This is a genomic window from Janthinobacterium sp. GMG2, assembly GCF_033949445.1.
Lineage (GTDB): Bacteria > Pseudomonadota > Gammaproteobacteria > Burkholderiales > Burkholderiaceae_D > Janthinobacterium > Janthinobacterium aestuarii.
Genome location: NZ_JAXAWA010000007.1, coordinates 176,444 through 197,360, shown reverse-complemented (window position 1 = coordinate 197,360; position 20,917 = coordinate 176,444). Strand labels below are relative to the sequence as shown.

19 protein-coding genes are annotated in these 20,917 nt (G+C 61.1%); 1 reads left to right on the top strand and 18 read right to left on the bottom strand.

What is annotated here, in order from left to right:
* Positions 1 to 59 precede the first annotated feature (59 nt).
* A complete protein-coding gene (gene ppsA, locus SKZ59_RS23210) occupies positions 60 to 2,492 on the bottom strand; it encodes a phosphoenolpyruvate synthase (RefSeq protein WP_034752367.1) in 2,433 nt (810 codons plus the stop codon).
* A gap of 152 nt (positions 2,493 to 2,644) precedes the next feature.
* Here ppsA and SKZ59_RS23205 point away from each other — a divergent pair, with 152 nt between their 5' ends.
* Positions 2,645 to 3,493 (top strand): pyruvate, water dikinase regulatory protein, encoded by an 849-nt coding sequence (locus SKZ59_RS23205; protein ID WP_034752226.1) that lies wholly within the window; start codon positions 2,645 to 2,647, stop codon positions 3,491 to 3,493.
* Between the two features lie 38 nt (positions 3,494 to 3,531).
* Here SKZ59_RS23205 and SKZ59_RS23200 read toward each other — a convergent pair whose 3' ends face one another.
* From SKZ59_RS23200 to rpsB, 17 genes are all read right to left on the bottom strand, one after another.
* On the bottom strand, positions 3,532 to 4,734 hold the full coding sequence (locus SKZ59_RS23200) for an aminotransferase class V-fold PLP-dependent enzyme (RefSeq protein WP_319993061.1): 1,203 nt from the start codon (positions 4,732 to 4,734) through the stop codon (positions 3,532 to 3,534).
* 11 nt (positions 4,735 to 4,745) lie between these two features.
* A complete protein-coding gene (locus tag SKZ59_RS23195) occupies positions 4,746 to 5,531 on the bottom strand; it encodes a TrmH family RNA methyltransferase (protein WP_070304018.1) in 786 nt (261 codons plus the stop codon).
* On the bottom strand, positions 5,528 to 6,166 hold the full coding sequence (gene rnhB, locus SKZ59_RS23190) for a ribonuclease HII (protein WP_319993060.1): 639 nt from the start codon (positions 6,164 to 6,166) through the stop codon (positions 5,528 to 5,530). Before rnhB ends, SKZ59_RS23195 begins: the two co-directional genes overlap by 4 nt.
* A gap of 37 nt (positions 6,167 to 6,203) precedes the next feature.
* On the bottom strand, positions 6,204 to 7,379 hold the full coding sequence (lpxB, locus tag SKZ59_RS23185; protein ID WP_319993059.1) for a lipid-A-disaccharide synthase: 1,176 nt from the start codon (positions 7,377 to 7,379) through the stop codon (positions 6,204 to 6,206).
* Positions 7,363 to 8,154 carry an acyl-ACP--UDP-N-acetylglucosamine O-acyltransferase gene (gene lpxA, locus SKZ59_RS23180; RefSeq protein WP_319993058.1) on the bottom strand — a complete coding sequence of 264 codons (792 nt, stop codon included), beginning with the start codon at positions 8,152 to 8,154 and terminating at the stop codon, positions 7,363 to 7,365. The genes lpxB and lpxA overlap by 17 nt, the downstream gene beginning before the upstream one ends.
* Position 8,155: 1 nt before the next feature.
* Positions 8,156 to 8,650, bottom strand: a complete 495-nt coding sequence (fabZ, locus tag SKZ59_RS23175) for a 3-hydroxyacyl-ACP dehydratase FabZ (RefSeq protein ID WP_034752234.1) — start codon at positions 8,648 to 8,650, stop codon at positions 8,156 to 8,158.
* On the bottom strand, positions 8,647 to 9,702 hold the full coding sequence (lpxD, locus tag SKZ59_RS23170) for a UDP-3-O-(3-hydroxymyristoyl)glucosamine N-acyltransferase (RefSeq protein WP_319993057.1): 1,056 nt from the start codon (positions 9,700 to 9,702) through the stop codon (positions 8,647 to 8,649). The genes fabZ and lpxD overlap by 4 nt, the downstream gene beginning before the upstream one ends.
* 149 nt (positions 9,703 to 9,851) lie before the next feature.
* Positions 9,852 to 10,370, bottom strand: coding sequence for an OmpH family outer membrane protein (locus tag SKZ59_RS23165; RefSeq protein ID WP_051991282.1), 519 nt, complete (start codon positions 10,368 to 10,370; stop codon positions 9,852 to 9,854).
* A 51-nt stretch (positions 10,371 to 10,421) separates the two neighbouring features.
* Complete coding sequence (gene bamA, locus SKZ59_RS23160) at positions 10,422 to 12,758, bottom strand: outer membrane protein assembly factor BamA (protein ID WP_219328429.1); 2,337 nt, start codon at positions 12,756 to 12,758, stop codon at positions 10,422 to 10,424.
* Positions 12,759 to 12,841: 83 nt separating this feature from the next.
* Positions 12,842 to 14,203, bottom strand: a complete 1,362-nt coding sequence (gene rseP / locus SKZ59_RS23155) for an RIP metalloprotease RseP (RefSeq protein WP_219328428.1) — start codon at positions 14,201 to 14,203, stop codon at positions 12,842 to 12,844.
* Positions 14,200 to 15,384: a 1-deoxy-D-xylulose-5-phosphate reductoisomerase gene (gene ispC / locus SKZ59_RS23150; RefSeq protein WP_319993056.1), complete on the bottom strand. Its 1,185-nt coding sequence runs from the start codon at positions 15,382 to 15,384 to the stop codon at positions 14,200 to 14,202. Before ispC ends, rseP begins: the two co-directional genes overlap by 4 nt.
* Positions 15,385 to 15,392: 8 nt before the next feature.
* Positions 15,393 to 16,226: a phosphatidate cytidylyltransferase gene (locus SKZ59_RS23145; protein WP_034752252.1), complete on the bottom strand. Its 834-nt coding sequence runs from the start codon at positions 16,224 to 16,226 to the stop codon at positions 15,393 to 15,395.
* Complete coding sequence (gene uppS, locus SKZ59_RS23140) at positions 16,226 to 16,993, bottom strand: polyprenyl diphosphate synthase (protein ID WP_034752255.1); 768 nt, start codon at positions 16,991 to 16,993, stop codon at positions 16,226 to 16,228. Before uppS ends, SKZ59_RS23145 begins: the two co-directional genes overlap by 1 nt.
* Before the next feature lie 99 nt (positions 16,994 to 17,092).
* Positions 17,093 to 17,653 carry a ribosome recycling factor gene (gene frr, locus SKZ59_RS23135; RefSeq protein WP_034752256.1) on the bottom strand — a complete coding sequence of 187 codons (561 nt, stop codon included), beginning with the start codon at positions 17,651 to 17,653 and terminating at the stop codon, positions 17,093 to 17,095.
* Positions 17,654 to 17,955: 302 nt separating this feature from the next.
* Entirely contained in the window at positions 17,956 to 18,672 is a 717-nt protein-coding gene (gene pyrH / locus SKZ59_RS23130; protein ID WP_034752258.1) for a UMP kinase, read from the bottom strand.
* A 148-nt stretch (positions 18,673 to 18,820) separates the two neighbouring features.
* Positions 18,821 to 19,732, bottom strand: a complete 912-nt coding sequence (tsf, locus tag SKZ59_RS23125) for a translation elongation factor Ts (protein WP_034752260.1) — start codon at positions 19,730 to 19,732, stop codon at positions 18,821 to 18,823.
* 158 nt (positions 19,733 to 19,890) lie between these two features.
* The gene (gene rpsB, locus SKZ59_RS23120) at positions 19,891 to 20,643 is read right to left on the bottom strand and encodes a 30S ribosomal protein S2 (protein ID WP_010397614.1); all 753 of its coding nucleotides are present in this window, start codon (positions 20,641 to 20,643) and stop codon (positions 19,891 to 19,893) included.
* Between the last annotated feature and the right edge of the window lie 274 nt (positions 20,644 to 20,917).

Here is a 20,917-nt window from a genome sequence, read left to right as displayed (position 1 = left end):
GCATAAAAAAACCCGCTGCCGGGTGAGCGGCAGCGGGTTTCAGACGGCGGTAAAGATGCTTACGCTTTCAGCGCAGCGAGCTTTTGCCAGGTGTCGATCACCGAGTCGGGATTCAGGGACATCGATTCGATGCCCTGCTCCATCAGCCAGACGGCGAAGTCAGGGTGGTCCGAAGGACCCTGGCCACAAATGCCGATGTACTTGCCGCGTGCCAGGCAAGCCTTGATGGCCAGGGCCAGCAGGGCTTTCACGGCAGGATCGCGCTCGTCGAAGTCGGCGGCCAGCAATTCCATGCCGGAATCGCGGTCCAGGCCCAAGGTCAGCTGGGTCAGGTCGTTCGAACCGATCGAGAAGCCGTCGAAATGGTCGAGGAACTGGTCGGCCAGGATGGCGTTCGACGGTACTTCGCACATCATGATCACGCGCAAATCGTTTTCGCCGCGCTTCAGGCCATTCTTTGCCAGCAGGTCGATGACTTTCTCGGCCTGGCCCAGGGTACGCACGAATGGCACCATGATTTCCACGTTCGTCAGGCCCATGTCGTTACGCACGCGCTTCATCGCTTCGCATTCCATGTTGAACGCTTCGGAGAAGTCGGCAGACAGGTAGCGCGCCGCGCCGCGGAAGCCCAGCATCGGGTTTTCCTCGTCCGGCTCGTAGCGCGAACCGCCGATCAGCTTCTTGTACTCGTTCGACTTGAAGTCGGACAGGCGCACGATGACTTTTTTCGGCCAGAACGCGGCGGCGATGGTGGCGATGCCTTCTGCCAGCTTGTCGATGTAGAACGCCTTCGGCGAAGCGTGGCCACGGGCCACCGATTCCACGGCCTTTTTCAGGTCGGCGTCGATGTTCGGGTACTCGAGAATCGCGCGCGGATGCACACCAATATTGTTATTGATGATGAATTCCAGGCGCGCCAGGCCCACGCCGGCATTCGGCACGGACTGGAAGTCGAACGCCAGCTGCGGATTGCCGACGTTGAGCATGATCTTGGTGTCGAGCTTCGGCAATTCGCCGCGCGACACTTCCGACACTTCCGTTTCCAGCAAGCCATCGTAGATCTTGCCTTCGTCGCCTTCGGAGCACACGACGGTGACGAACGTGCCGTCTTTCAGCACGTCGGTCGCGTCGCCGCAGCCGACGACGGCAGGCACGCCGAGTTCACGGGCAATAATTGCAGCGTGGCAAGTACGGCCACCACGGTTGGTGACGATGGCCGATGCGCGCTTCATGACCGGTTCCCAGTTCGGGTCCGTCATGTCGGCAACGAGCACGTCGCCTGGCTGCACACGCTCCATGTCGGCCGGGTCGTGGATCACGCGCACGGGGCCGGCGCCGATCTTCTGGCCGATGGCGCGGCCGGACGTCAGCACGGTGCCCGTGCTTTTCAGCTTGAAACGTTCCTGCACGTCGGTCGCCTTTTGCTGCGACTTGACGGTTTCAGGACGCGCTTGCAGGATGTACAGCTTGCCGTCGCGGCCATCCTTGCCCCACTCGATGTCCATCGGACGGCCGTAGTGGTTCTCGATGATGACGGCGTATTTGGCCAGCTCCACCACTTCGCTGTCGTTCAGCGAATAGCGGTTGCGCATTTCGACGGGCACGTCGACGGTTTTCACGGAACGGCCAGCTTTCGCTTCGTTCGTGAATTCCATCTTCAGCAGCTTCGAGCCGATATTGCGGCGGATCACAGGCGACTTGCCTTTTTCCAGCATCGGCTTGTGCACATAGAATTCGTCTGGGTTGACGGCGCCCTGCACCACGGTTTCACCGAGGCCATAGCTGGAGGTGACGAAGACCACGTCCTTGAAGCCCGATTCCGTATCGATGGTGAACATCACGCCGGCCGCACCCAGGTCGGAACGCACCATGCGCTGCACGCCGGCCGACAAGGCCACTTCAGCGTGCGTAAAGCCTTTATGTACGCGGTACGAGATGGCGCGGTCGTTGTACAGCGACGCGAACACCTGCTTCATGGCCTCGAGCACGTTGTCGATGCCGACCACGTTCAGGAAGGTTTCTTGCTGACCAGCAAAAGACGCGTCCGGCAAGTCTTCCGCCGTGGCGGAGGAGCGCACGGCAAACGACATTTCCGTGTCGGAATCGGCCACCAGCTTGGCGTAGAACTGGTCGATTTCGGCGGCCAGGCGTGGCTGGAATGGCGTTTCCACGATCCATTGACGGATCTCGGCACCGGCTTGCGCCAGCGAGCGCACGTCATCGATGTTCAGCCCTTCGAGGCGCTGGGCGATGCGTTCGGCCAGCGGCAAGCCGCCATTGGCGCTATACGACAGGAAATCGCGGAATGCCTGCGCCGTGGTGGCAAAGCCACCGGGCACGCGCACGCCGGCTTCCGCCAGCTGGCTGATCATTTCGCCCAGGGAGGCGTTCTTGCCGCCGACGGATTCGACATCCGTCATGCGCAAATGCTCGAACGAGGCAACATACACCGCGTCCTTGTCTTCCTGCTGTTGCGATACTGCGTTGGTCATAATGACACCCTTACTGATGATAGAAATCTTTACGCGCGGCGCACAGACAGTCTTCTTGTTATTCTTGGCGTCGTGCAGCACAATCATACCGTTGCAGCCATTTTACCTTGTGCGGCGCAAATTGACGACGCACAATCTTGATCCGAAAACCCATGACACAAGAACCACGCCCTCCTCTGCCCTCCGCGGCCCGCACCGTCTTCTTCGTTTCCGACGGCACCGGCATCACCGCCGAGACGTTCGGCCACTCGGTGCTGACGCAGTTCGATCTGCGCTTCCGCCAGATCCGCCTGCCCTTCATCGACACCATGGACAAGGCCCATGAGGCGGCGCGCAAGATCAACGAGGCGTTTGCCAGCGACGGCCAGCGTCCGATCATTTTCTCCACCCTGGTGAAGAACGACCTGTCGGCCGTGATCCGCAAGTCCAGCGGCATGCACATGGACCTGATCCAGACCTTTGTCGCCCCGCTGGAGCAGGAATTGGGCGTCATGTCGACCCATACCATCGGCCGCTCGCACAACATCGTCGACAGCGAGGAGTACAAGAACCGCATCGAGGCGATCAACTATTCGCTGGCGCACGACGACGGCCAGTCGCACAAGAACCTGTCATCGGCCGATGTCATTCTGGTGGGTGTTTCGCGCTCTGGCAAGACCCCGACCAGCCTGTATCTGGCCATGCAATATGGCATCAAGGCGGCCAATTATCCGCTGATTCCCGACGATTTCGAGCGCGACAAGCTGCCATCGGCCTTGCTGGAATTTAAGAATAAAATTTTCGGATTGAGCATTACGCCCGAACGTTTGTCGGAAATACGCAACGAAAGACGCGCTGGCAGCAAGTATGCGGCCATTGAAAATTGCCGTTACGAGGTCAACGAGGCGGAAAAAATGATGAAACGCGAGGGAATACGCTGGCTGTCATCGACCACCAAGTCGATCGAAGAGATCTCCACGACCATCTTGCAAGAGATTAAGCCGAACCGCCGCGAATACTGAGAAAAACACCTGACCAGACCCGCTGCGCGTCGGTTTTGTCAGGTGGTCGCCTCGCTGGACAGCACCGTCAGCGCGGCCACCAGCTGATCGAGTTCACCGGTGGTGGTCGTGATGGCGACCGTGGCGCGCACGACATCGGTATCGCCGATATTGCGCTGCACGGTAAAGACGCCGAAACGCTGCAGCAAGGCTTGCTGCAGATCGCGCGCGCTCATGCCATCGACTGCAAAGGCGACCAGCGCCGTACCACGCCTCGCATCGAGCGGCGACAACATGCGCACGCCCGGCAGTTGCGCGGCGCGGCTGACCCAGTAATTGCGCAGCCAGGCCAGGCGTTCGTTCTTGGCCGGCGTGCCGCCCAGGCGCGCATGGAAATCCAACGCGGCAGGCGCGGCCAGGATGGCGCCGATCGGCGGCATGCCCATGTGCAGGCGGCTGCGGATATCGTCCAGCGGATAATCGTCGTCGCCACAATGCGGCTCGATCTTGTGCAGCTGCGATGCGCGGATATACACGACACCGAGTCCCGCCGGCGCCCCCAGCCATTTGTGCAGATTGAAACCGGCGAAATCGACGCCCATGGCCTGCACGTCCACGTCGACCTGTCCCAGCGCATGGGCGCTGTCGAGCAGCACGTCGATGCCGTGCTCGCGCGCCAGCGCCATGATGTCCTTGAGCGGCAGTTGCTGGCCGTTGGCCGGCGTCACCTGCGACAGCAGCAGCAATTTTGGATTGACGGCCTGGCGCATGGCTTGCGCGTAACGGGCAATGATCTCGTCATCGCTGATGGGCAGGCTCAATGTGACTTGCGTGCTGGTGACGCCACGGCGCTGCGCCAGCCAGCGCATGGCCGTGCGCATGGCCGGATAATCGAGATTACTCCACAGCACCGTATCGCCGGGCGCCAGGGCGTGGTATTGCGTGATCAGCACCTGCATCGATTCGGTGCCGCTGCGGGTCAGCAGGATCTCGTGCGGCTGCGCGCCGATCAGCGCGGCGACGCGCTGGCGCAGGATATCCACATGCGTGCGCGTGAACTCGCCGCGCACGAAAGGGCTCAGTTGCTCGTTGGTGTAGCGCACGGCCTGTTCGAACGCCGCTTGCACGGGCGCGGCCATGGCGCCGAAATAGCCATGTTCGAGATTGACGATGGCGTCCGGCGGCGCGGGATAAAACGCGGCTACCTGGCGCCACCAGGCCTCGTCACGTGCGGCACCATCGGCAAGCGGAGGAAAAGACATGGCTACCCTGTTCAGGACTGGCCCTGGCGCAGCTGCTCGAAGAAGCAGACGGCGGCGCAGGCGGCCACGTTCAGCGATTCGATCTGGCCCAGGTGGGGAATGACCACCTGGTGCGTGGCCATAGCCAGCAGGTCGTCGGCCACTCCCTGCCCTTCATGGCCGAACAGCCAGGCGACCGGTTGGCGCAGGTCGACGTCGTACAGCTGCTTCGTGGCGTAGCCGCTGGTGGCCAGCGTTGCTACCTTGGCGCCAGCAACGAGCGCCGCCAGGTCGACGTTTTCAAAGATGTCGAGCACGAAGTGCGCACCCATCGCCGCGCGCAGCACCTTCGGCGACCAGCAGAAGGCCGTGCCGGCGCTGCAGTAGACCTGCGTGATGCCGGCGGCGGCCGCGCTGCGCAAAATCGACCCCACGTTGCCCGGATCTTGCAGGTTATCGAGCAGCACGGCCGACACGCTCAGTGGTTGCGTGACGGCCCGTTCCGGCGTCTCGATGAGGAACATCACGCCTACGCCGTGTTCGACCTGGCTCACGGCGTTATACAGCGCGTCGGGCAAGCCCAGTACATGCGCGCGCTGGCTTTCCAGCTGGCCGACGATCTCCGCCACTTCCGGATTGCGCAAGGCGCTTTCGCTGACGATGCACTGCTCGGGCATGCCGCGCAGCTGCAGGTACGACTGGCACAGGTGCACGCCGTCGAGCAAGGTGCGGCCCGACTTGCGGCGCGCCTGCGAACTGCCCGCCAGCTTCAGCAAATCCTTGTATTGCGCATTGTCGCGCGAAGTGATCGTCTTCATGCCGCCACCTCCCGTCCGCCAAACAGCGCGATCACATTGCGCACGGGGGCGAACGAGCGGCGGTGCACGGGCGAGGCGCCGTGCAGGTGCAATCGCTCCAAGTGCAATTTGGTGCCATAACCCTTGTGCTGGTCGAAGCAGTATTCGGGATAGGCCGCATGCAGGTGCACGAGGGCCGCGTCGCGCGCCGTCTTGGCCAGGATCGAGGCAGCGGAAATCGAATCGACTTTGTCGTCGCCACCGACGATGGCCATGCCGCGTATCGGCATCACGGGACAGCGGTTGCCGTCGATCAGGGCCAGGGTCGGCACGGTGGCCAGGGCCTCGACGGCGCGGCGCATGGCCAGCATCGACGCCTGCAAAATGTTCAGGCGGTCGATCTCTTCTTCCGACGCTTCGGCGATGGCCCAGGCCAGGGCCTTGGCCTTGATCTGCGGCGCCAGCAGGTCGCGTTTTGCTTCGCTGAGTTTTTTCGAATCGCGCAAGCCGTCGATGGGCTGCTGCGGGTCGAGGATCACGGCGGCGGCGAACACGGGGCCGGCCAGCGGACCGCGGCCTGCCTCGTCGACGCCGCAGATGATTTCATCGAGCGAGAATGGCAAGTCGTCAAACAGGCCGGGATAGATATTTTTCACGTTGAATCTTTGGTAGGAACTGCGATTGAAACGGTGCTCACTTGCGGTTGGCGGCGATGACTTGCATGACGGCATTCGCGCTTTCCTGCGCGCTGTCGCGCAGCAGGCTGTGATGCATGTCCGTGAAGCGCTGTACCAGGCGCAAACGGCCCGGCACGTCGCTCAGCTGCAGCCACATGGCCTCGGCCAGCGCTTCGGGGCTGGCCGCGTTTTGCAGCAGCTCGGGCACCAGGTAATCGCGCGCCAGTATGTTCGGCAAACCGATCCACGGCTGGTAGCCCATGTGGCGCATGATTTCCCACGAGGCGCGCATCATCTTGTAGGCGATGACCATGGGCTTCTTGTACAGCGCCACTTCCAGCGACGCCGTACCGGATGCCACCAGCACCGCATCGGCGGCGCAGATGGCCGTGTGCGAGCCGCCGTCCGTGAGCAATATCTCGACGTCCTGCAAGCCCGCTTCCGCAATCAGTTGCAGGAAGTACTGGCGCTGCTTTTCGCCGGCCATGGGTGCAACGAAACGCAAGGAGCGGTCGCGCGCCAGCAGCAGCTTGCAGGCGCCGACAAAGGCCACGGTATTGTATTTGAGTTCACCCATGCGGCTGCCCGGCATCAGGGTCACGACATTCGCGTCTTCGGGCAAACCCAGGACACGCCGCGCGGCCGCTTCATCGGGCTGCAACGGAATCATCTCGGCCAGCGGATGGCCGACATAGGTGACGGGCACGCCCGCCTTGCGGTAGATCTCTTCCTCGAACGGGAAGATCACCAGCATGTGCGACACGGCCTTGATGATTTTCTTGATGCGGCCACCGCGCCAGGCCCAGATCTGCGGCCCGATGTAATGCACGGTGGGGATGCCGCCTTCCTTGAGATGCTGTTCCAGTCCCAGGTTAAAACCCGGATAGTCCGCGCCGATGAAGACGGCGGGACGCTCGGCCAGCAGCTGGTCGCGCAGCGCGTTCTGGATGCCCTTGATCTCGCGGTAGCGGGGAATGATCTCGAACAGGCCACGCACGGTCAGCTTGTCGAGCGGCCAATCGGACACAAAACCCTGCTTGGCCATGTGCTCGCCGCCGATGCCATGGAAGCGCGCGCCGGGCAGCTGCGGCACGAGGCCCGACAGCAGCCGGCTGGCCAGCAGATCGCCCGACACTTCGCCGGCGACGATGGCGACCGACAGGTCGCTGGCATGGTCAGCGGACGATGCCACGCGACGCCACGCCAAGGAATTCGCGCATGGCGCGAATATGTTCCGCCACCTCGGGCGAGGCTGCCGCTTCTTCTTCGAACAGGGCTGCCTTGGATTCTTCCAGGGTCAGTCCCGAGCGGTAGATGAGTTTATACGCGGTACGGATGCCGTTGATCTGCTCGCGCGTAAAGCCGCGGCGTTTCAAGCCTTCGATATTGACGCCATGCGCCTGCGCCGGATTGCCGTTCAACAGGACAAATGGTGGCACGTCCTGCGTCAGGCTGGTGCTCATGCCGACAAAGGCATGCGCACCGATCTTGCAGAACTGGTGCACATTGGCGAAGCCGCTCATGATGACCCAGTCGCCGATTTCCACGTGGCCCGCCAGCTGCGCGTTGTTCGAAAAAATCGTGTTGTTGCCCACCAGGCAGTCGTGCGCCAGGTGCACATACGCCGAGATCCAGTTGTCATTGCCCAGGCGCGTCACACCGCCGCCTTGCACGGTGCCGGTGTTGAAGGTGCAGAATTCGCGGATCGTGTTGCGGTCGCCGATTTCCAGGCGCGTCGCCTCGCCCGCCCATTTTTTATCCTGTGGCTGCGCGCCGATGGAGGAAAACTGGAACAGGTGGTTGTCGGAGCCTATCGTCGTGTGGCCGTCGATGACCACGTGCGGGCCAACCCTGGTGCCAGCGCCGATGCGCACGTGCGGACCGATGATGGTGTACGGACCCACCTCGACCGAGCTGTCGAGCTCGGCCTTCGGATCGATGACTGCCGTGGAGTGGATGGCCGCCATGTTACTGTCCCGCTGGCTGGCTCGCAGACTGGCTCGCATCTTGCGCGCTGCGGATGGTGCACATCAGTTCCGCTTCCACCGCCAGCTTGCCGTCGACCGTACCGACGGCCTTGTATTTCCAGATGCCGCGCGAGACGCGCAGGATTTCCACATCCATCTTCAGCTGGTCGCCCGGTTCGACAGGACGCTTGAAGCGCGCATTGTCGATGCCGACGAAGTACACGACCGAATTTTCGTCCGGTTTCACGCCCATCGACAGGAACGACAGCAGGGCCGCCGTCTGCGCCAGCGCTTCGATCATCAGCACGCCTGGCATCACCGGCTTGTGCGGGAAATGGCCTTGGAAGAACTCTTCGTTGACCGTCACGTTCTTGATGGCGGTGATGGTTTTATCCGCTTCCCAGTCCAGCACGCGGTCGACCAGCAGCAGCGGGTAGCGGTGCGGCAGCAGCGATTTGATGGCGAGGATGTCGAGGGTCTTTTTTTCAGTAGTCATTTTTCGTCTTGCGTGGTCAGTGTTTTAATTGTTTTTTCAAGCGCGCGGATTTTCTCGCGCATGCTTGACAGGTTGCGCACGATGGCGGCGCTCTTTTCCCAGTCGGCGTTCTTCGCCAGCGGATAGAAACCAGTGTACTGGCCCGGCTCCGCGATCGACCGCGAGACCATGCTGCCCGAGCCCACGTGGACGCGGTCGGCGATGGTCAGGTGGCCCAGCACCATGGCGGCGCCGCCAAAGGTGCAGTACTTGCCGATGATGGCGCTGCCAGCCACGCCGACGCAGCCGGCCATGGCCGTGTGCGCGCCGATATGGCAGTTGTGGCCGATCTGGATCTGGTTATCGAGCTTGACGCCATCTTCGATGATGGTGTCGGCCAGTGCGCCGCGGTCGATGGTGGTGTTGGCGCCGATATCGACATCGTCACCGATCACCACCCTGCCCGTCTGCGGAATCTTGATATACACGCCGCCTTCGTTGGCGAAGCCGAATCCGTCGGTGCCGATCACGGCGCCCGAATGGATGATGCCGCGCTGGCCGATCACGCAGCGCGCGTGGAAGGTCACGTTGGCGAACAGCTGGGTGCCGGCGCCGATGACGGCGTCGCGGCCGATCACGCAGCCGGCGCCGATGACGCAGCCGGCGCCGATCACGGCGCCCGCTTCGATCACGGCGCGCGGTCCGACCGAGGCAGTGGCGTCGACCCGCGCGCTGGCATCGACGATGGCGCTGGCATGGATACCCACGGGCGCCTTGATCTCGGCCAGGGCGGCGAAGTACTGCGCCGCGCGCGCGAAATACACATAGGGATTCGGTGTGACGATGCGCGCGCCGGCGTAGTCGCCGCCGATCAGCGCGTCGTCGGCCGGCGTGAGTATCAGCGCCGCGGCGCCGCTCTGGGCCGCCTGTGCGCGGAATTTGCTATTGCTGAGAAAGCTGATGTGCGAAGCGCCGGCGTCAGCCAGCGGCGCGATCCCTGAAACTTCCAGGTTGGGATCGCCCGCCAACTGTCCGCCGAAGCGTTCGACCAATTCACCTAGTCGAGTGCCCATCGATATACCCTTATAAAAACGCCTGACTATGCCTACTGCGCGGCGCGATTTGCGGTCTCCGATGCTCACTGTGCATTCGCACAGCTCCGCTTCTCAACCACAACTCACATCCGCTCGCTACGGCACTGCCAGGCTTGAAACCGTTACTGTTACTTATCCAACGCCTTCAAGACCTTGTCGGTGATGTCGATGCGCGGGCTGGCCCACAGGGCTTCCTGCAGAACGATGTCATATCCTTCGATATGCGCCATCTGCTGGATGATGGTGTTGGCTTTTTCCGCGATGGCGCTGCGCTCTTCGTTCGTGCGCTGGTTCAGGTCTTCGCGGAACTCGCGCTGGCGGCGCTGCAATTCCTTGTCCAGCTCGAAAAACTCGCGCTGGCGCTTGGCGCGCTCCGCCTCGCTCAGGGTCGGCATGTCCTTTTCCAGGGCTTCGTTGGCCACCTTGAAGCGGGCCGCCAGTTCCTGCACGGCTTTTTCGCGCGAGCGGAACTCTTCGGCCAGCTTGGCGCTGGCCAGCTTGGCCAGCCTCGACTCGTTATAAATACGTTCGCTGCTGATCCAGGCGATCTTCGACTCCTGAGCCTGCGCCTGCACCGGCAACAGCGAACTCCAGCACAATGCGATCACGGCAAGGGTCTTGGGCAGGGTAGCGGATGCGGTGTTCATGATACTCCATGGTCAAAAAGTAAAAGCTGTCGCCCCCGTTCAGATGGCCGGTTAGAAACCGGTGCCCATCTGGAACTGGAAGCGCTCCAGGCGGTCCGTCGGCTTGGCGTTCAGCGGCTTGGCGTAGCTCAGCTTGAGCGGGCCCACCGGCGAAATCCAGCTGATGCCCAAGCCAGCAGAATAGCGCAATTGCGACAGACGCATTTTTTCGCCTTCCTGGTAGACCTGGCCGCCGTCAAGGAAACCGAACCAGCGCAAGCTGCGGTCATTGCCCGAACCGGGGAATGGCATCTGCAGTTCCGCGTTCGCGATCAGGCGCGAAGCGCCGCCCAGTGCATCGTTGGTGCTCGGTTCGACCGCGCCCAGCGAGGAACTCAGGTAGCCGCGCACCGAACCGATACCGCCGCCGTAGAAGTTCTTGAAGACCGGATAGACGTGATTGCCGATGCCGTGGCCGTAATCGAGCTCGCCCTTCAACGCCAGGGTGACCTTGCTGAACAACGGACGGAAATACTGGTGCTCATAAATGGCACGGAAATATTTCTGGTCGCCGATCAGGTCAGCCTCCAGGTTGACGCGCTGGTAGCGGCCGATCGATGGCGTCAGGGCGCTGTCGCGGCTGTCGCGCTGCCATGCCGCCGTCAGCGGGATGGAATTCGTCGTGGCCGAACCGATACCGTCGGACGGGCCGCCATTGTCGACCACGTACTGCTTGAAGCGGATCGGGCTGGTGACGTCGGTTTCGATGCGCGAACGCTCGGCGCCGATGCCGAAGAAGACGGTGTCGACTTCCGAGAACGGCACGCCGAAACTGACGCGGCCACCGGTCTGCTTGATCTTGTAGCTGCCGATGTTCAGCGCCGGCGGTTCCGTCGTACGCAGGTAGACTTCAAAGCTGCGCGAAATGCCATCGTCCGTGTAGTACGGATTGGTCTGCGAAAACGCGATCGTGCGGCTGTAATGGCTGGTATTGAGTTCGATGCCGACCGTGTTGCCGCTACCGGCGAAGTTGGCCTGCGAAATCGATGCCGACAGGGTGAACTTCTCCGATTGCGAGAAGGCGCCGCCGATCAGGAAGTTACCGGTTGGTTTTTCCACCACCGTCACGTTGACGTCGACCTGGTCGGTCGTGCCCTGCGCTTCCGGCGTGTCGATGGTCACGTCCTTGAAGTAGCCGAGGCGGTCGACACGGTCGCGCGACAGCTTGATCTTGTTGCTGTCGTACCAGGACGATTCGAACTGGCGGAATTCGCGGCGGATGACTTCATCGCGTGTGGTGGTGTTGCCGGCGATATTCATGTGGCGCACGTAGACGCGCTTGCCCGGATCGATGAAGAAGGTGAAGCCGACTTCATGCTTTTCGCGGTTGATTTCGGGATTGGCGTTGACGTTGGCAAACGCATAGCCGAACGTGGCCAGGCGGTCCTGGATACGTTTGTTCGTGGCCGTCAGGCGTGCGCCCGAGTAGATGTCGCCTTCGCGCATCAGGTTCAGCGCTTTCAGTTCTTCTTCACGGCCGAACATCTCGCCTTCGAACTTGGTGCCGGCGATCTTGTACTTCTCACCTTCGGTGATGTTGATCGTCAGGTAGATATCTTTTTTATCGGGCGTGATCGACACTTGCGTCGAATCGACCTGCATCTCGATATAGCCGCGGTCCAGGTAATAGGACTTGAGCGACTCGATGTCGCCCGTCAGCTTGGTCTTCGAATATTGATCGGCCTTGGTGTACCAGCTGAACCAGCCGCCCGTGTTCAGGGCCAGCTGCTCGCGCAGTTCCTTGTCCGTGAAAGCTTTGTTGCCGACGATGTTGATCTGCTTGATGCGGGCCACGTCGCCCTCGTCGACGGCGAACACCACGTTGACGCGGTTACGCTCGATCGGCGTGACGGTGGTGGTGATCTTCACGCCGTACAAGCCATGCGACAGGTACTGCCGCTTGAGTTCCTGTTCCGCGCGGTCGACGGACGCCTTGTCGAAAATTTTGGCTTCACCGACGCCGATTTCCTTCAGCGCCTTGACCAGCACGTCCTTTTCAAATTCCTTGGTCCCGGTAAATGCCACGGAAGCGATGGCCGGGCGTTCCTCGACCAGCACCACCAGCACGTCGCCATCGGCTTCCAGGCGCACATCCTTGAACATGCCCGTCGCATACAGGGCCTTGATGGCGGCAACGCTCTTCTCGTCGGAGAACGTTTCGCCGACCCGCACCGGCAGGTAGGCAAACACGGTGCCCGCTTCAGTACGCTGGATCCCTTCGACCCGGATGTCCTTGACAGTAAATGGCTGGACGGCCAGCGCATGGCCGGAACAGAAGGCCATGACGGCGGCGCCGATCAGGGTGCGGCGAAAGGAAGGCAAGGCAAAACGAGCAGAATGTAATTTCATTGGGGTTATTCAATGGGTAAATCAATGGACAACATACACAAAAGATTGCTTGTGCGACTCACGCAATGGCATCAACCACCGCCCTAATTCAGCAATCGCAACACGTCATTAAAGACGGCAAGCACCATCAAGGTCAGCAACAAACCGATCCCCAGGCGCTGGGCAATCTCGCCTACGCGCTCCGGCAAGGGGCGTCCGGTCAAAACTTCCAGCGAATAATACAGCAAATGCCCGCCATCCAGAACAGGAATGGGTAGCAAATTCATCACGCCCAGACTGATACTGATGAAGGCGATGAAGCTCAGGTAGCTTACCAGGCCGATGCGCGCCGTCTGGCCCGCGTAATCGGCGATGGTAATGGGCCCCGTCACATTCTTCAGCGACACCTGGCCGGTGATCATCTTGCCCAGCATTTTCAGGCTCATGACACTGGTATCCCAGACCTTGGCGGACGCCTTGCCCACGGCAGAAAACGGTCCCGATGCCACGGTGATCATATCCGGCACCTGTCCCAGCTTTGCTTGTATCTTACCAACTGTTACAGCTCCCTCCGCCCCGGCGCCCGGCACGGCGTCCGGCGTAATGGGCAGGGTCAGATCCTGGCCCTGGCGCAAGAGTTGCAATTGCAAGGTCTTGCCCGGCGCCTGGCTCAGGGTGGCGATGACGGCCGCCACGTCGTGCACGGGCTGGTCGTCGATGGCGAGAATCTGGTCGTTTTTCTGCAGGCCGGCGCGCGCGGCGGCACCATCGGGCATGATTTCCATCAGCGTGGGCGCGGAACGGGCCAGGGTCAGGCCCAGCTTGCCCAGCACGTCGCCTTCCAGGTCCGTCTCTGTCAGGCTGGCCGTCGGCAACGTCGCCTCCTGCTGGCCACGGTCAGGACGGCGCACTTCGATGCGCGCCGGCTGCTTGTCGAGGGTGGCCTGGATCAGTTCCCAGCGCAGCTCGGACCAGCTGGCCACGGCCTTGCCGTTGACTGTTTCAACGGTATCGCCGCTGCGCAGGCCGGCCGCATAGGCGGCAGTCTGTTCGGCCACGGGGCCGAGTTTACTCGACGGTTCTTCGATGCCATGCATGAACAGACCCGCGTACAGCACGATGGCGACGAGGAAATTGGCCAGCGGGCCGGCGGCCACGATGGCGATGCGGCGCCACACGCTCTGGCGCGTGAATTCGCGGCGCAATTCGCTTTCCGGCAAGTCGCTGAGGTCTTGAGCCCGGCTGTCGAGCATGCTGACATAACCGCCCAGCGGCAGCGCGGAAATCGCCCATTCCGTCTGGTCCTTGCCAAACTTGCGCGAATACACCACTTTTCCCATGCCGATCGAGAAACGCAGCACCTTCACGCCGCACCAGCGCGCCACCAGGTAGTGGCCCAGCTCGTGCAAGGTAATCAGTGAACCGAGCGCGACGATAAAAGCCAGCAAGGTGGTGATGAGCGTCATGCAGCCAGCCTTTGGGCAATATACGCTTGCGCGGCCGCTCGGGCCAGGCGGTCCTGCTCCATCACGGCTTCGATGCTGGAAGCGGCGCCGTGCGGCACCGTCTCGATCACGTGCGCGATGACCCGGTCGATCTGGCGGAAGCCGATCTGCTCGTCAAGAAACGCTTGCACGGCCACTTCATTGGCCGCGTTGAGCAGGGCCGGCGCCGTGCCGCCCGCGCGCAAGGCGTCGAACGCCAGTGCCAGGCAAGGGAAACGGCGGAAATCGGGACGTTCGAACTGCAGGGTGGCCACTTGGGCCAGGTCCAGCTGCGCCACGCCGGAAGCGATGCGCTGCGGATACGCCAGCGCATGGGCGATCGGCGTGCGCATGTCCGGATTGCCCAGCTGGGCCAGCACGGAACCGTCGATGTAGGACACCATCGAATGGATCACGCTTTGCGGATGGATCAGCACTTCGATCTGGTCGGCCGGCGCGCCGAACAGCCAGTGCGCCTCGATCACCTCCAGGCCCTTGTTCATCATGGTGGCCGAATCGACGGAAATCTTGCGCCCCATGGCCCAGGTCGGATGCTTGCACGCCTGGTCCGGCGTGACCGTGTCGAGCGTCTCGACGTCGCGCGTGAGGAAGGGACCGCCGGATGCCGTCAGCACGATTTTCGCCACGCCCGCGGCGCCTGGCGCGCGGCCATGCGCGTGCGGCATGCATTGGAAGATGGCGTTGTGTTCGCTGTCGATCGGCAGTAGCACCGCGCCGTTGTCATGCACGGCATCGATGAACAGCTGGCCGGACATGACCAGCGCTTCTTTATTGGCCAGCAATACTTTCTTGCCAGCACGCGCCGCCGCCAGGGTCGGCGCCAGGCCGGCCGCGCCGACGATGGCCGCCATCACACCCGTCACCTGCGGCGCGCTGGCGATGGCGCACAGGGCTTCCACGCCGTACTCGACTTCCGTAGACACGCCCTGCCCGCGCAGCAAGCGCGTCAGTTCAAGGGCCGCATCCGCCGTGCCGACGACGGCGCGCTGGGGACGAAATTGCAGGCATTGGGCGGCCAGTTCGGCCACGCGGCTGTGCGCGCTCAGCGCATATACGCTGTATTGCTCGGGATGACGCGCGAGCACGTCCAGGGTGGACACGCCGATCGAGCCGGTCGCGCCAAGGATGGTGATGTATTGCATGAGTTTCCTTAAAGCCAGCTGGCCACGAGGGCGGCAAATGGCAGGACCGGGATCAACGCGTCGATACGGTCAAGTACGCCGCCATGGCCAGGCAGCAGATTGCTGCTGTCCTTGATGCCGGCGCGGCGCTTCAATTGGGATTCGAACAGGTCGCCGACGATGCTGGCGGCGACGATCAGCAACAGCACCAGCAAGGCCACGAGCCAGCCGCGGCGCAATTGCAGCTGCACGGCGAAGGTATCTTGCAAGACCGGCAGCGATGGCGCGGCGATAATCGTGATGGCAGAGATGAGCAGCACGGCGATACCGCCGCCGATGGCGCCCTCCCAGGATTTGCCTGGGGAAATACTTGGCGCCAGCTTGCGCTTGCCGAACGCCTTGCCCGAGAAATAGGCGCCGATATCGGCGATCCACACGAGGGCCATGACGGACAGCAGGTACAACGGGCTATGCAGGAACAGGGCGATGATGGCAACGAAGCAGCCGACGATGGTCACCGGGTACACGAGGCTGAGCAAGGTATTGCCCAGGCCTTCGGTCGGCGGCAAGCCTGTCGCCAGCGAAGGCACGAAGCGGATCAGCCAGATGGCCACGCACAGGGCGAACCAGAAATTGAGCTGCGCCATGCCGTTACCGACAAAGAACGTATACGCGAAGGCGGCAGTCCAGACGGCGGCGATCAGCAGCGCCTGGCGATTTTTGAAGATGCGGAAGCTTTCCCATACGGCGGCGCCGAAGAACGCCGTGGCGATCACGGCGAAGGCGGGGAAATAATTCAGATACAGAACGGGCAGCAAGACCGCCAGGAGGACCAGGGCGGTGATTATCCGTGTTTTCAGCATCAGTTTGTCTTTTCAGTTAATTGCGCGCTGGTACGGCCAAAGCGCCGTTCGCGCTGCTGGTAAGACGCGATTGCCGCGTCGAGGCACTCGTCATTGAAGTCGGGCCAGAAAGTCTCGGTGAAAAACAACTCAGTGTACGCCAGTTGCCACAGGAGGAAATTGGAAATGCGCTGTTCGCCGCCCGTGCGGATGAACAGGTCGGGCTCGGGCGCGTAGGCCATGGCCAGGTGCGGCGCCAGTTGCTCTTCCGTGTAAGCGTGCCCGGCAGGCTGGCCATTGGCGCCAGCCTCGGCCGTCATTTTATTGACTGCCTGCATGATGTCCCAACGGCCGCCATAGTTGGCGCAGATGGACACCGTCAGGCGCGTGTTGTTCGCCGTCTTGCGCTCCGCATTGGCGATCAGGGTTTGCAGCTCTCCATTGAAGCGCGACAGATCGCCCACCACCTTCAGGCGGATGTCGCTGGCATGCATCTTGACCACTTCGCGTTCCAGCATCGTGACGAACAGGCGCATCAGCATCGACACCTCTTCTTCCGGACGGCGCCAGTTTTCCGAGCTGAAGGCAAACAGGGTCAGGTATTCGACGCCGCGTTCGAGGCAGGTCTCGACGACACGGCGCACGGTATCGGCGCCCTTGACGTGGCCAGCCACGCGCGGCAGGAAGCGCTTGGTTGCCCAGCGGCCATTGCCATCCATAATGATTGCCACATGGCGCGGCACCGTGCCCACCTCAGGTACTGCCGTTGTCGAACTCGAATAGATCATGAAAACACGAATACCAAAAATAAAAGATAACTATTATGCTCCAAATAGCACTGCCCGGAAAAGCCATGCTTTCCCGGGCAGTGTCAAAAGGACTGAAAACTAGACCGTCAGCACTTCTTTTTCTTTGTCGACAACCATCTTGTCGATGTCGGCAATAAACTTGTCCGTCAGCTTCTGCACTTCTTCCGACGAGCGGCGCTCATCGTCCTCGGAGCAGGCTTTTTCCTTGACCAGTTTCTTCAGCGACTCGTTCGCATCGCGGCGAATGTTACGCACGGCAATCTTCGCGTCTTCCGCTTCGCTCTTGACCAGCTTGACCATTTCCTTGCGGCGCTCTTCCGTCAGCGGCGGCGTCGGAACGCGGATCAGGTCGCCCTGTGCCGATGGATTCAGGCCCAGGTCGGCGTCGCGGATGGCTTTTTCGATGGTCGAGGCCATTTTCTTTTCATACGGCTGCACACCGATGGTGCGCGCGTCGATCAGGGTCACGTTGGCAACCTGGGTCAGCGCCGTCGGCGAACCGTAGTAGTCGACCATCACGTGGTCCAGGATACCCGTATGGGCGCGGCCGGTACGCACTTTGGCCAGGTCGGCACGCAGTGTTTCCAGCGATTTCGTCATGCGTTCCTGGGCATTCTTTTTAACGTCAGCTAAGGACATTACTGTACTCCTGTAGTGACGCCTGTCAAAACCTGCTGCGCGTCGGCATTTGCGGCCTGTGATGCTCACCGTACCTTCGTACGCTTGCGCTTCTCAGCCACAACTCCCTTCCGCTCGCGACGGTTTTGTCAGGCGTTGTTAGTGATAAATTAATCTTGCAATTACATCCATATAACGAGCGGCTGGCGCCCGTCAAGAGTGCCGAAAACCGTTCAGGGCAAGGCGCAGCGCCGAAGGCAGTACGAATAGTACGGCGAGGCGCTGCAACGCAGCCATAGACGGTTTCTCGGTGCTCCTTATTTCTATACGTGAACCAGCGTGCCTTCATCTTCACCCATGATGACGCGCATCAGCGCGCCTGGCTTGGTGATCGAAAACACCTTGATTGGCAGTTTCTGGTCGCGGCACAGGGCAAAAGCGGTGGCGTCCATCACTTGCAGGTGCTTGGCGATGGCGTCGTCGAACGTAATCGTGTGGAACAGGGTGGCGTTCGGATCCTTCTTCGGATCGGCCGTGTAGACGCCGTCGACCTTGGTGGCCTTCAGGACGATCTCGGCGCTGATCTCGGAACCGCGCAGGGCGGCTGCCGTGTCGGTGGTGAAGAACGGATTGCCGGTACCGGCGGCGAAGACGACCACTTTACCTTCTTCCAGGTATTGCAGGGCTTTCGGGCGGACGTACGGCTCGACTACTTGTTCGATGCCGATGGCCGACATGACGCGCGCGGTAATGCCGACGTGGCGCATGGCATCGGCCAGGGCCAGTGCATTCATCACGGTGGCGAGCATGCCCATGTAGTCGGCGGTGGCACGGTCCATGCCTTGCGCGCCAGGCGCGACGCCGCGGAAGATATTGCCGCCGCCAATCACGATTGCCAGTTCCACACCCAACTTCGCCACCTCGGCCACATCGGCCACCATGCGCTCGATCGTGGCGCGGTTGATGCCGTAGGGATCATCGCCCATCAGGGCTTCGCCGGACAACTTGAGGAGGACGCGCTTGTAGGCTGGTTTTGACATGAGCTGGGGCTCCATAAATGAGGTTATTCGAGTATGACATGGCGCAGCGCCTTGCAGCGCCGGATAGGCGGGAGGAAGCTGCCCATGCCGCCGCCCGGCACGACAGGTGCGGGCGGGCCAAAAAAACGGGCCTCTCGGCCCGCTTTACTTACGCTCCCTGGGAGGCAGCCATCTGTGCTGCGACTTCTGCTGCGAAGTCGTCTTGCTTCTTCTCGATGCCCTCGCCCACTACGTACATGGCGAAACCTTTGACGCTGGTGTTAGCCGCCTTCAGCATTTGCTCAACCGACAGCTTGTCGTTTTTCACGAAAGCTTGGTTCAGCAGGGAAACTTCTTTCAGGAACTTCTGTACGGAACCTTCCAGGCGCTTGGCCAGGATTTCCGGCGATTGCGCTGGCTTGCCTTCGGCGGCCGCTTTGGCTGCGTCTTCTTCGGCTTTCAGTTGTGCAACCGAACGCTCTTTTTCGATCAGTTCCGCTGGAACTTCGTTCGACGACAGCGACACTGGCTTCATGGCAGCGATGTGCATGGCCACGTCTTTGCCCACTTGCTCATCGGCGCCGTCGAATTCGACGATCACGCCAATGCGCGAACCGTGCAGGTACGAAGCCAGCTTGGCGCTGGTTTCGAAACGCTGGAAGCGGCGGATGGTCATGTTTTCGCCGATTTTGCCGATCAGGGCAGCGCGCACGTCTTCCAGGGTCTTGCCATCGAGTGGCAGGGCCAGCAGGGCAGCTACGTCAGCCGGGTTGTGTTCCGCTACCAGACGGGCAGCGTTGTTGGCCAGTGCCAGGAAATCGTCGTTTTTCGCAACGAAGTCGGTTTCCGAGTTCACTTCGACCAGGGCGCCTACGCCGTTGGCGATGTAGGTTGCCACGACGCCTTCAGCGGTGATGCGTGCCGATGCCTTCGATGCCTTGCCGCCCAGTTTGACGCGCAGGATCTCTTCCGCACGAGCCATGTCGCCTTCGGCTTCGGTCAGTGCTTTTTTGCATTCCATCATTGGTGCGTCGGTTTTGCCGCGCAATTCGCCTACCATCGCTGCTGTAATCGCTGCCATGTGTTTCTCCTGATTCGGTGAGTCGATAGTCGCGGCCGGGCATGCATGCCTCGCCAGCGGTCACTATCGTTTTTTTGTTAAAAAAAAGGGGGAGCTGCTGCCACCCCTTTTCCCTTACTGCTGTGCTTACAAACGGCTATCTTGCGATAGCCTGGCCATTAAGCCTGTTCGTTAACTTCGACGAATTCGTCGCCAGCGGCTGCTTTAACCATTTCAACAACTTCGTTACCGGCAGCTGCACGGCCTTCGATGATTGCATCAGCAACACCGCGAGCGTACAACATGATGGCTTTCGAGGAGTCATCGTTACCTGGGATCACGAAGTTCACGCCTTCTGGGGAGTGGTTGGTATCGACAACGCCGATGACCGGGATACCCAGCTTAGCTGCTTCGGTGATCGCACCTTTGTGGTAGCCGACGTCGACGACGAAGATTGCGTCAGGAATGCCGCCCATGTCCTTGATGCCGCCGATCGATTTTTGCAGCTTGATCATTTCGCGGGAGAACATCAGCGCTTCTTTTTTCGACAGCTTCTCGATCGAACCGTCTTCGATCATCACTTCCATGTCTTTCAGACGCTTGATCGAGGTTTTGATCGTTTTGAAGTTGGTCAGCATGCCGCCCAACCAACGTTGATCAACGAAAGGCACGCCAGCGCGTTGTGCTTCAGCAGCGATGATTTCGCGAGCTTGACGCTTGGTGCCAACCATCAGGATGGTGCCACGGTTTGCAGCCAGTTGACGCACGTGCTTCATTGCGTCCTGGTACATCGCCATGGTTTTTTCCAGGTTGATGATGTGGATCTTGTTGCGATGGCCGAAGATGAACGGTGCCATTTTTGGATTCCAAAAACGGGTTTGGTGACCAAAGTGGACACCGGCTTCCAGCATTTCGCGCATTGTTACGGACATTATTAACTCCAGGGTTGGGTCTGGAATCCGATCAGTCACCATACAGGCACCCTTGTCGACCGGATTCGCGTGTTTATATAAATTAAAGACACTGTTTTACTGCATTGCTTAAAAGAGAATTCAAGCAACCCGGGATTCTACACTGAAATGCCTGCCGCATCAAGTCCGCACCGCAAATCGCGCGCCCGGCGGAAACACCCAGCGCACCACCATGGTGCAAGGCGTGGCCGCGCCGCCTTTTCATCCGCTTTCTCCCCACAAATCCCCTTCCGGC

Excerpts from the sequence above, each read along its gene's own strand:
- tsf (WP_034752260.1), bottom strand. The coding sequence starts at position 19,732 with ATGGCAGCGATTACAGCAGCGATGGTAGGCGAATTGCGCGGCAAAACC.
- uppS (WP_034752255.1), bottom strand. The coding sequence starts at position 16,993 with ATGATCTATTCGAGTTCGACAACGGCAGTACCTGAGGTGGGCACGGTG.
- lpxD (WP_319993057.1), bottom strand. The coding sequence starts at position 9,702 with ATGGGCACTCGACTAGGTGAATTGGTCGAACGCTTCGGCGGACAGTTG.
- ppsA (WP_034752367.1), bottom strand. The coding sequence starts at position 2,492 with ATGACCAACGCAGTATCGCAACAGCAGGAAGACAAGGACGCGGTGTAT.
- lpxA (WP_319993058.1), bottom strand. The coding sequence starts at position 8,154 with ATGGCGGCCATCCACTCCACGGCAGTCATCGATCCGAAGGCCGAGCTC.
- bamA (WP_219328429.1), bottom strand. The coding sequence starts at position 12,758 with ATGAAATTACATTCTGCTCGTTTTGCCTTGCCTTCCTTTCGCCGCACC.
- frr (WP_034752256.1), bottom strand. The coding sequence starts at position 17,653 with ATGTCCTTAGCTGACGTTAAAAAGAATGCCCAGGAACGCATGACGAAA.
- ispC (WP_319993056.1), bottom strand. The coding sequence starts at position 15,384 with ATGCAATACATCACCATCCTTGGCGCGACCGGCTCGATCGGCGTGTCC.
- SKZ59_RS23145 (WP_034752252.1), bottom strand. The coding sequence starts at position 16,226 with ATGCTGAAAACACGGATAATCACCGCCCTGGTCCTCCTGGCGGTCTTG.
- rseP (WP_219328428.1), bottom strand. The coding sequence starts at position 14,203 with ATGACGCTCATCACCACCTTGCTGGCTTTTATCGTCGCGCTCGGTTCA.
- SKZ59_RS23195 (WP_070304018.1), bottom strand. The coding sequence starts at position 5,531 with ATGAAGACGATCACTTCGCGCGACAATGCGCAATACAAGGATTTGCTG.
- SKZ59_RS23205 (WP_034752226.1), top strand. The coding sequence starts at position 2,645 with ATGACACAAGAACCACGCCCTCCTCTGCCCTCCGCGGCCCGCACCGTC.
- SKZ59_RS23165 (WP_051991282.1), bottom strand. The coding sequence starts at position 10,370 with ATGAACACCGCATCCGCTACCCTGCCCAAGACCCTTGCCGTGATCGCA.
- rpsB (WP_010397614.1), bottom strand. The coding sequence starts at position 20,643 with ATGTCCGTAACAATGCGCGAAATGCTGGAAGCCGGTGTCCACTTTGGT.
- SKZ59_RS23200 (WP_319993061.1), bottom strand. The coding sequence starts at position 4,734 with ATGTCTTTTCCTCCGCTTGCCGATGGTGCCGCACGTGACGAGGCCTGG.
- fabZ (WP_034752234.1), bottom strand. The coding sequence starts at position 8,650 with ATGACTACTGAAAAAAAGACCCTCGACATCCTCGCCATCAAATCGCTG.
- pyrH (WP_034752258.1), bottom strand. The coding sequence starts at position 18,672 with ATGTCAAAACCAGCCTACAAGCGCGTCCTCCTCAAGTTGTCCGGCGAA.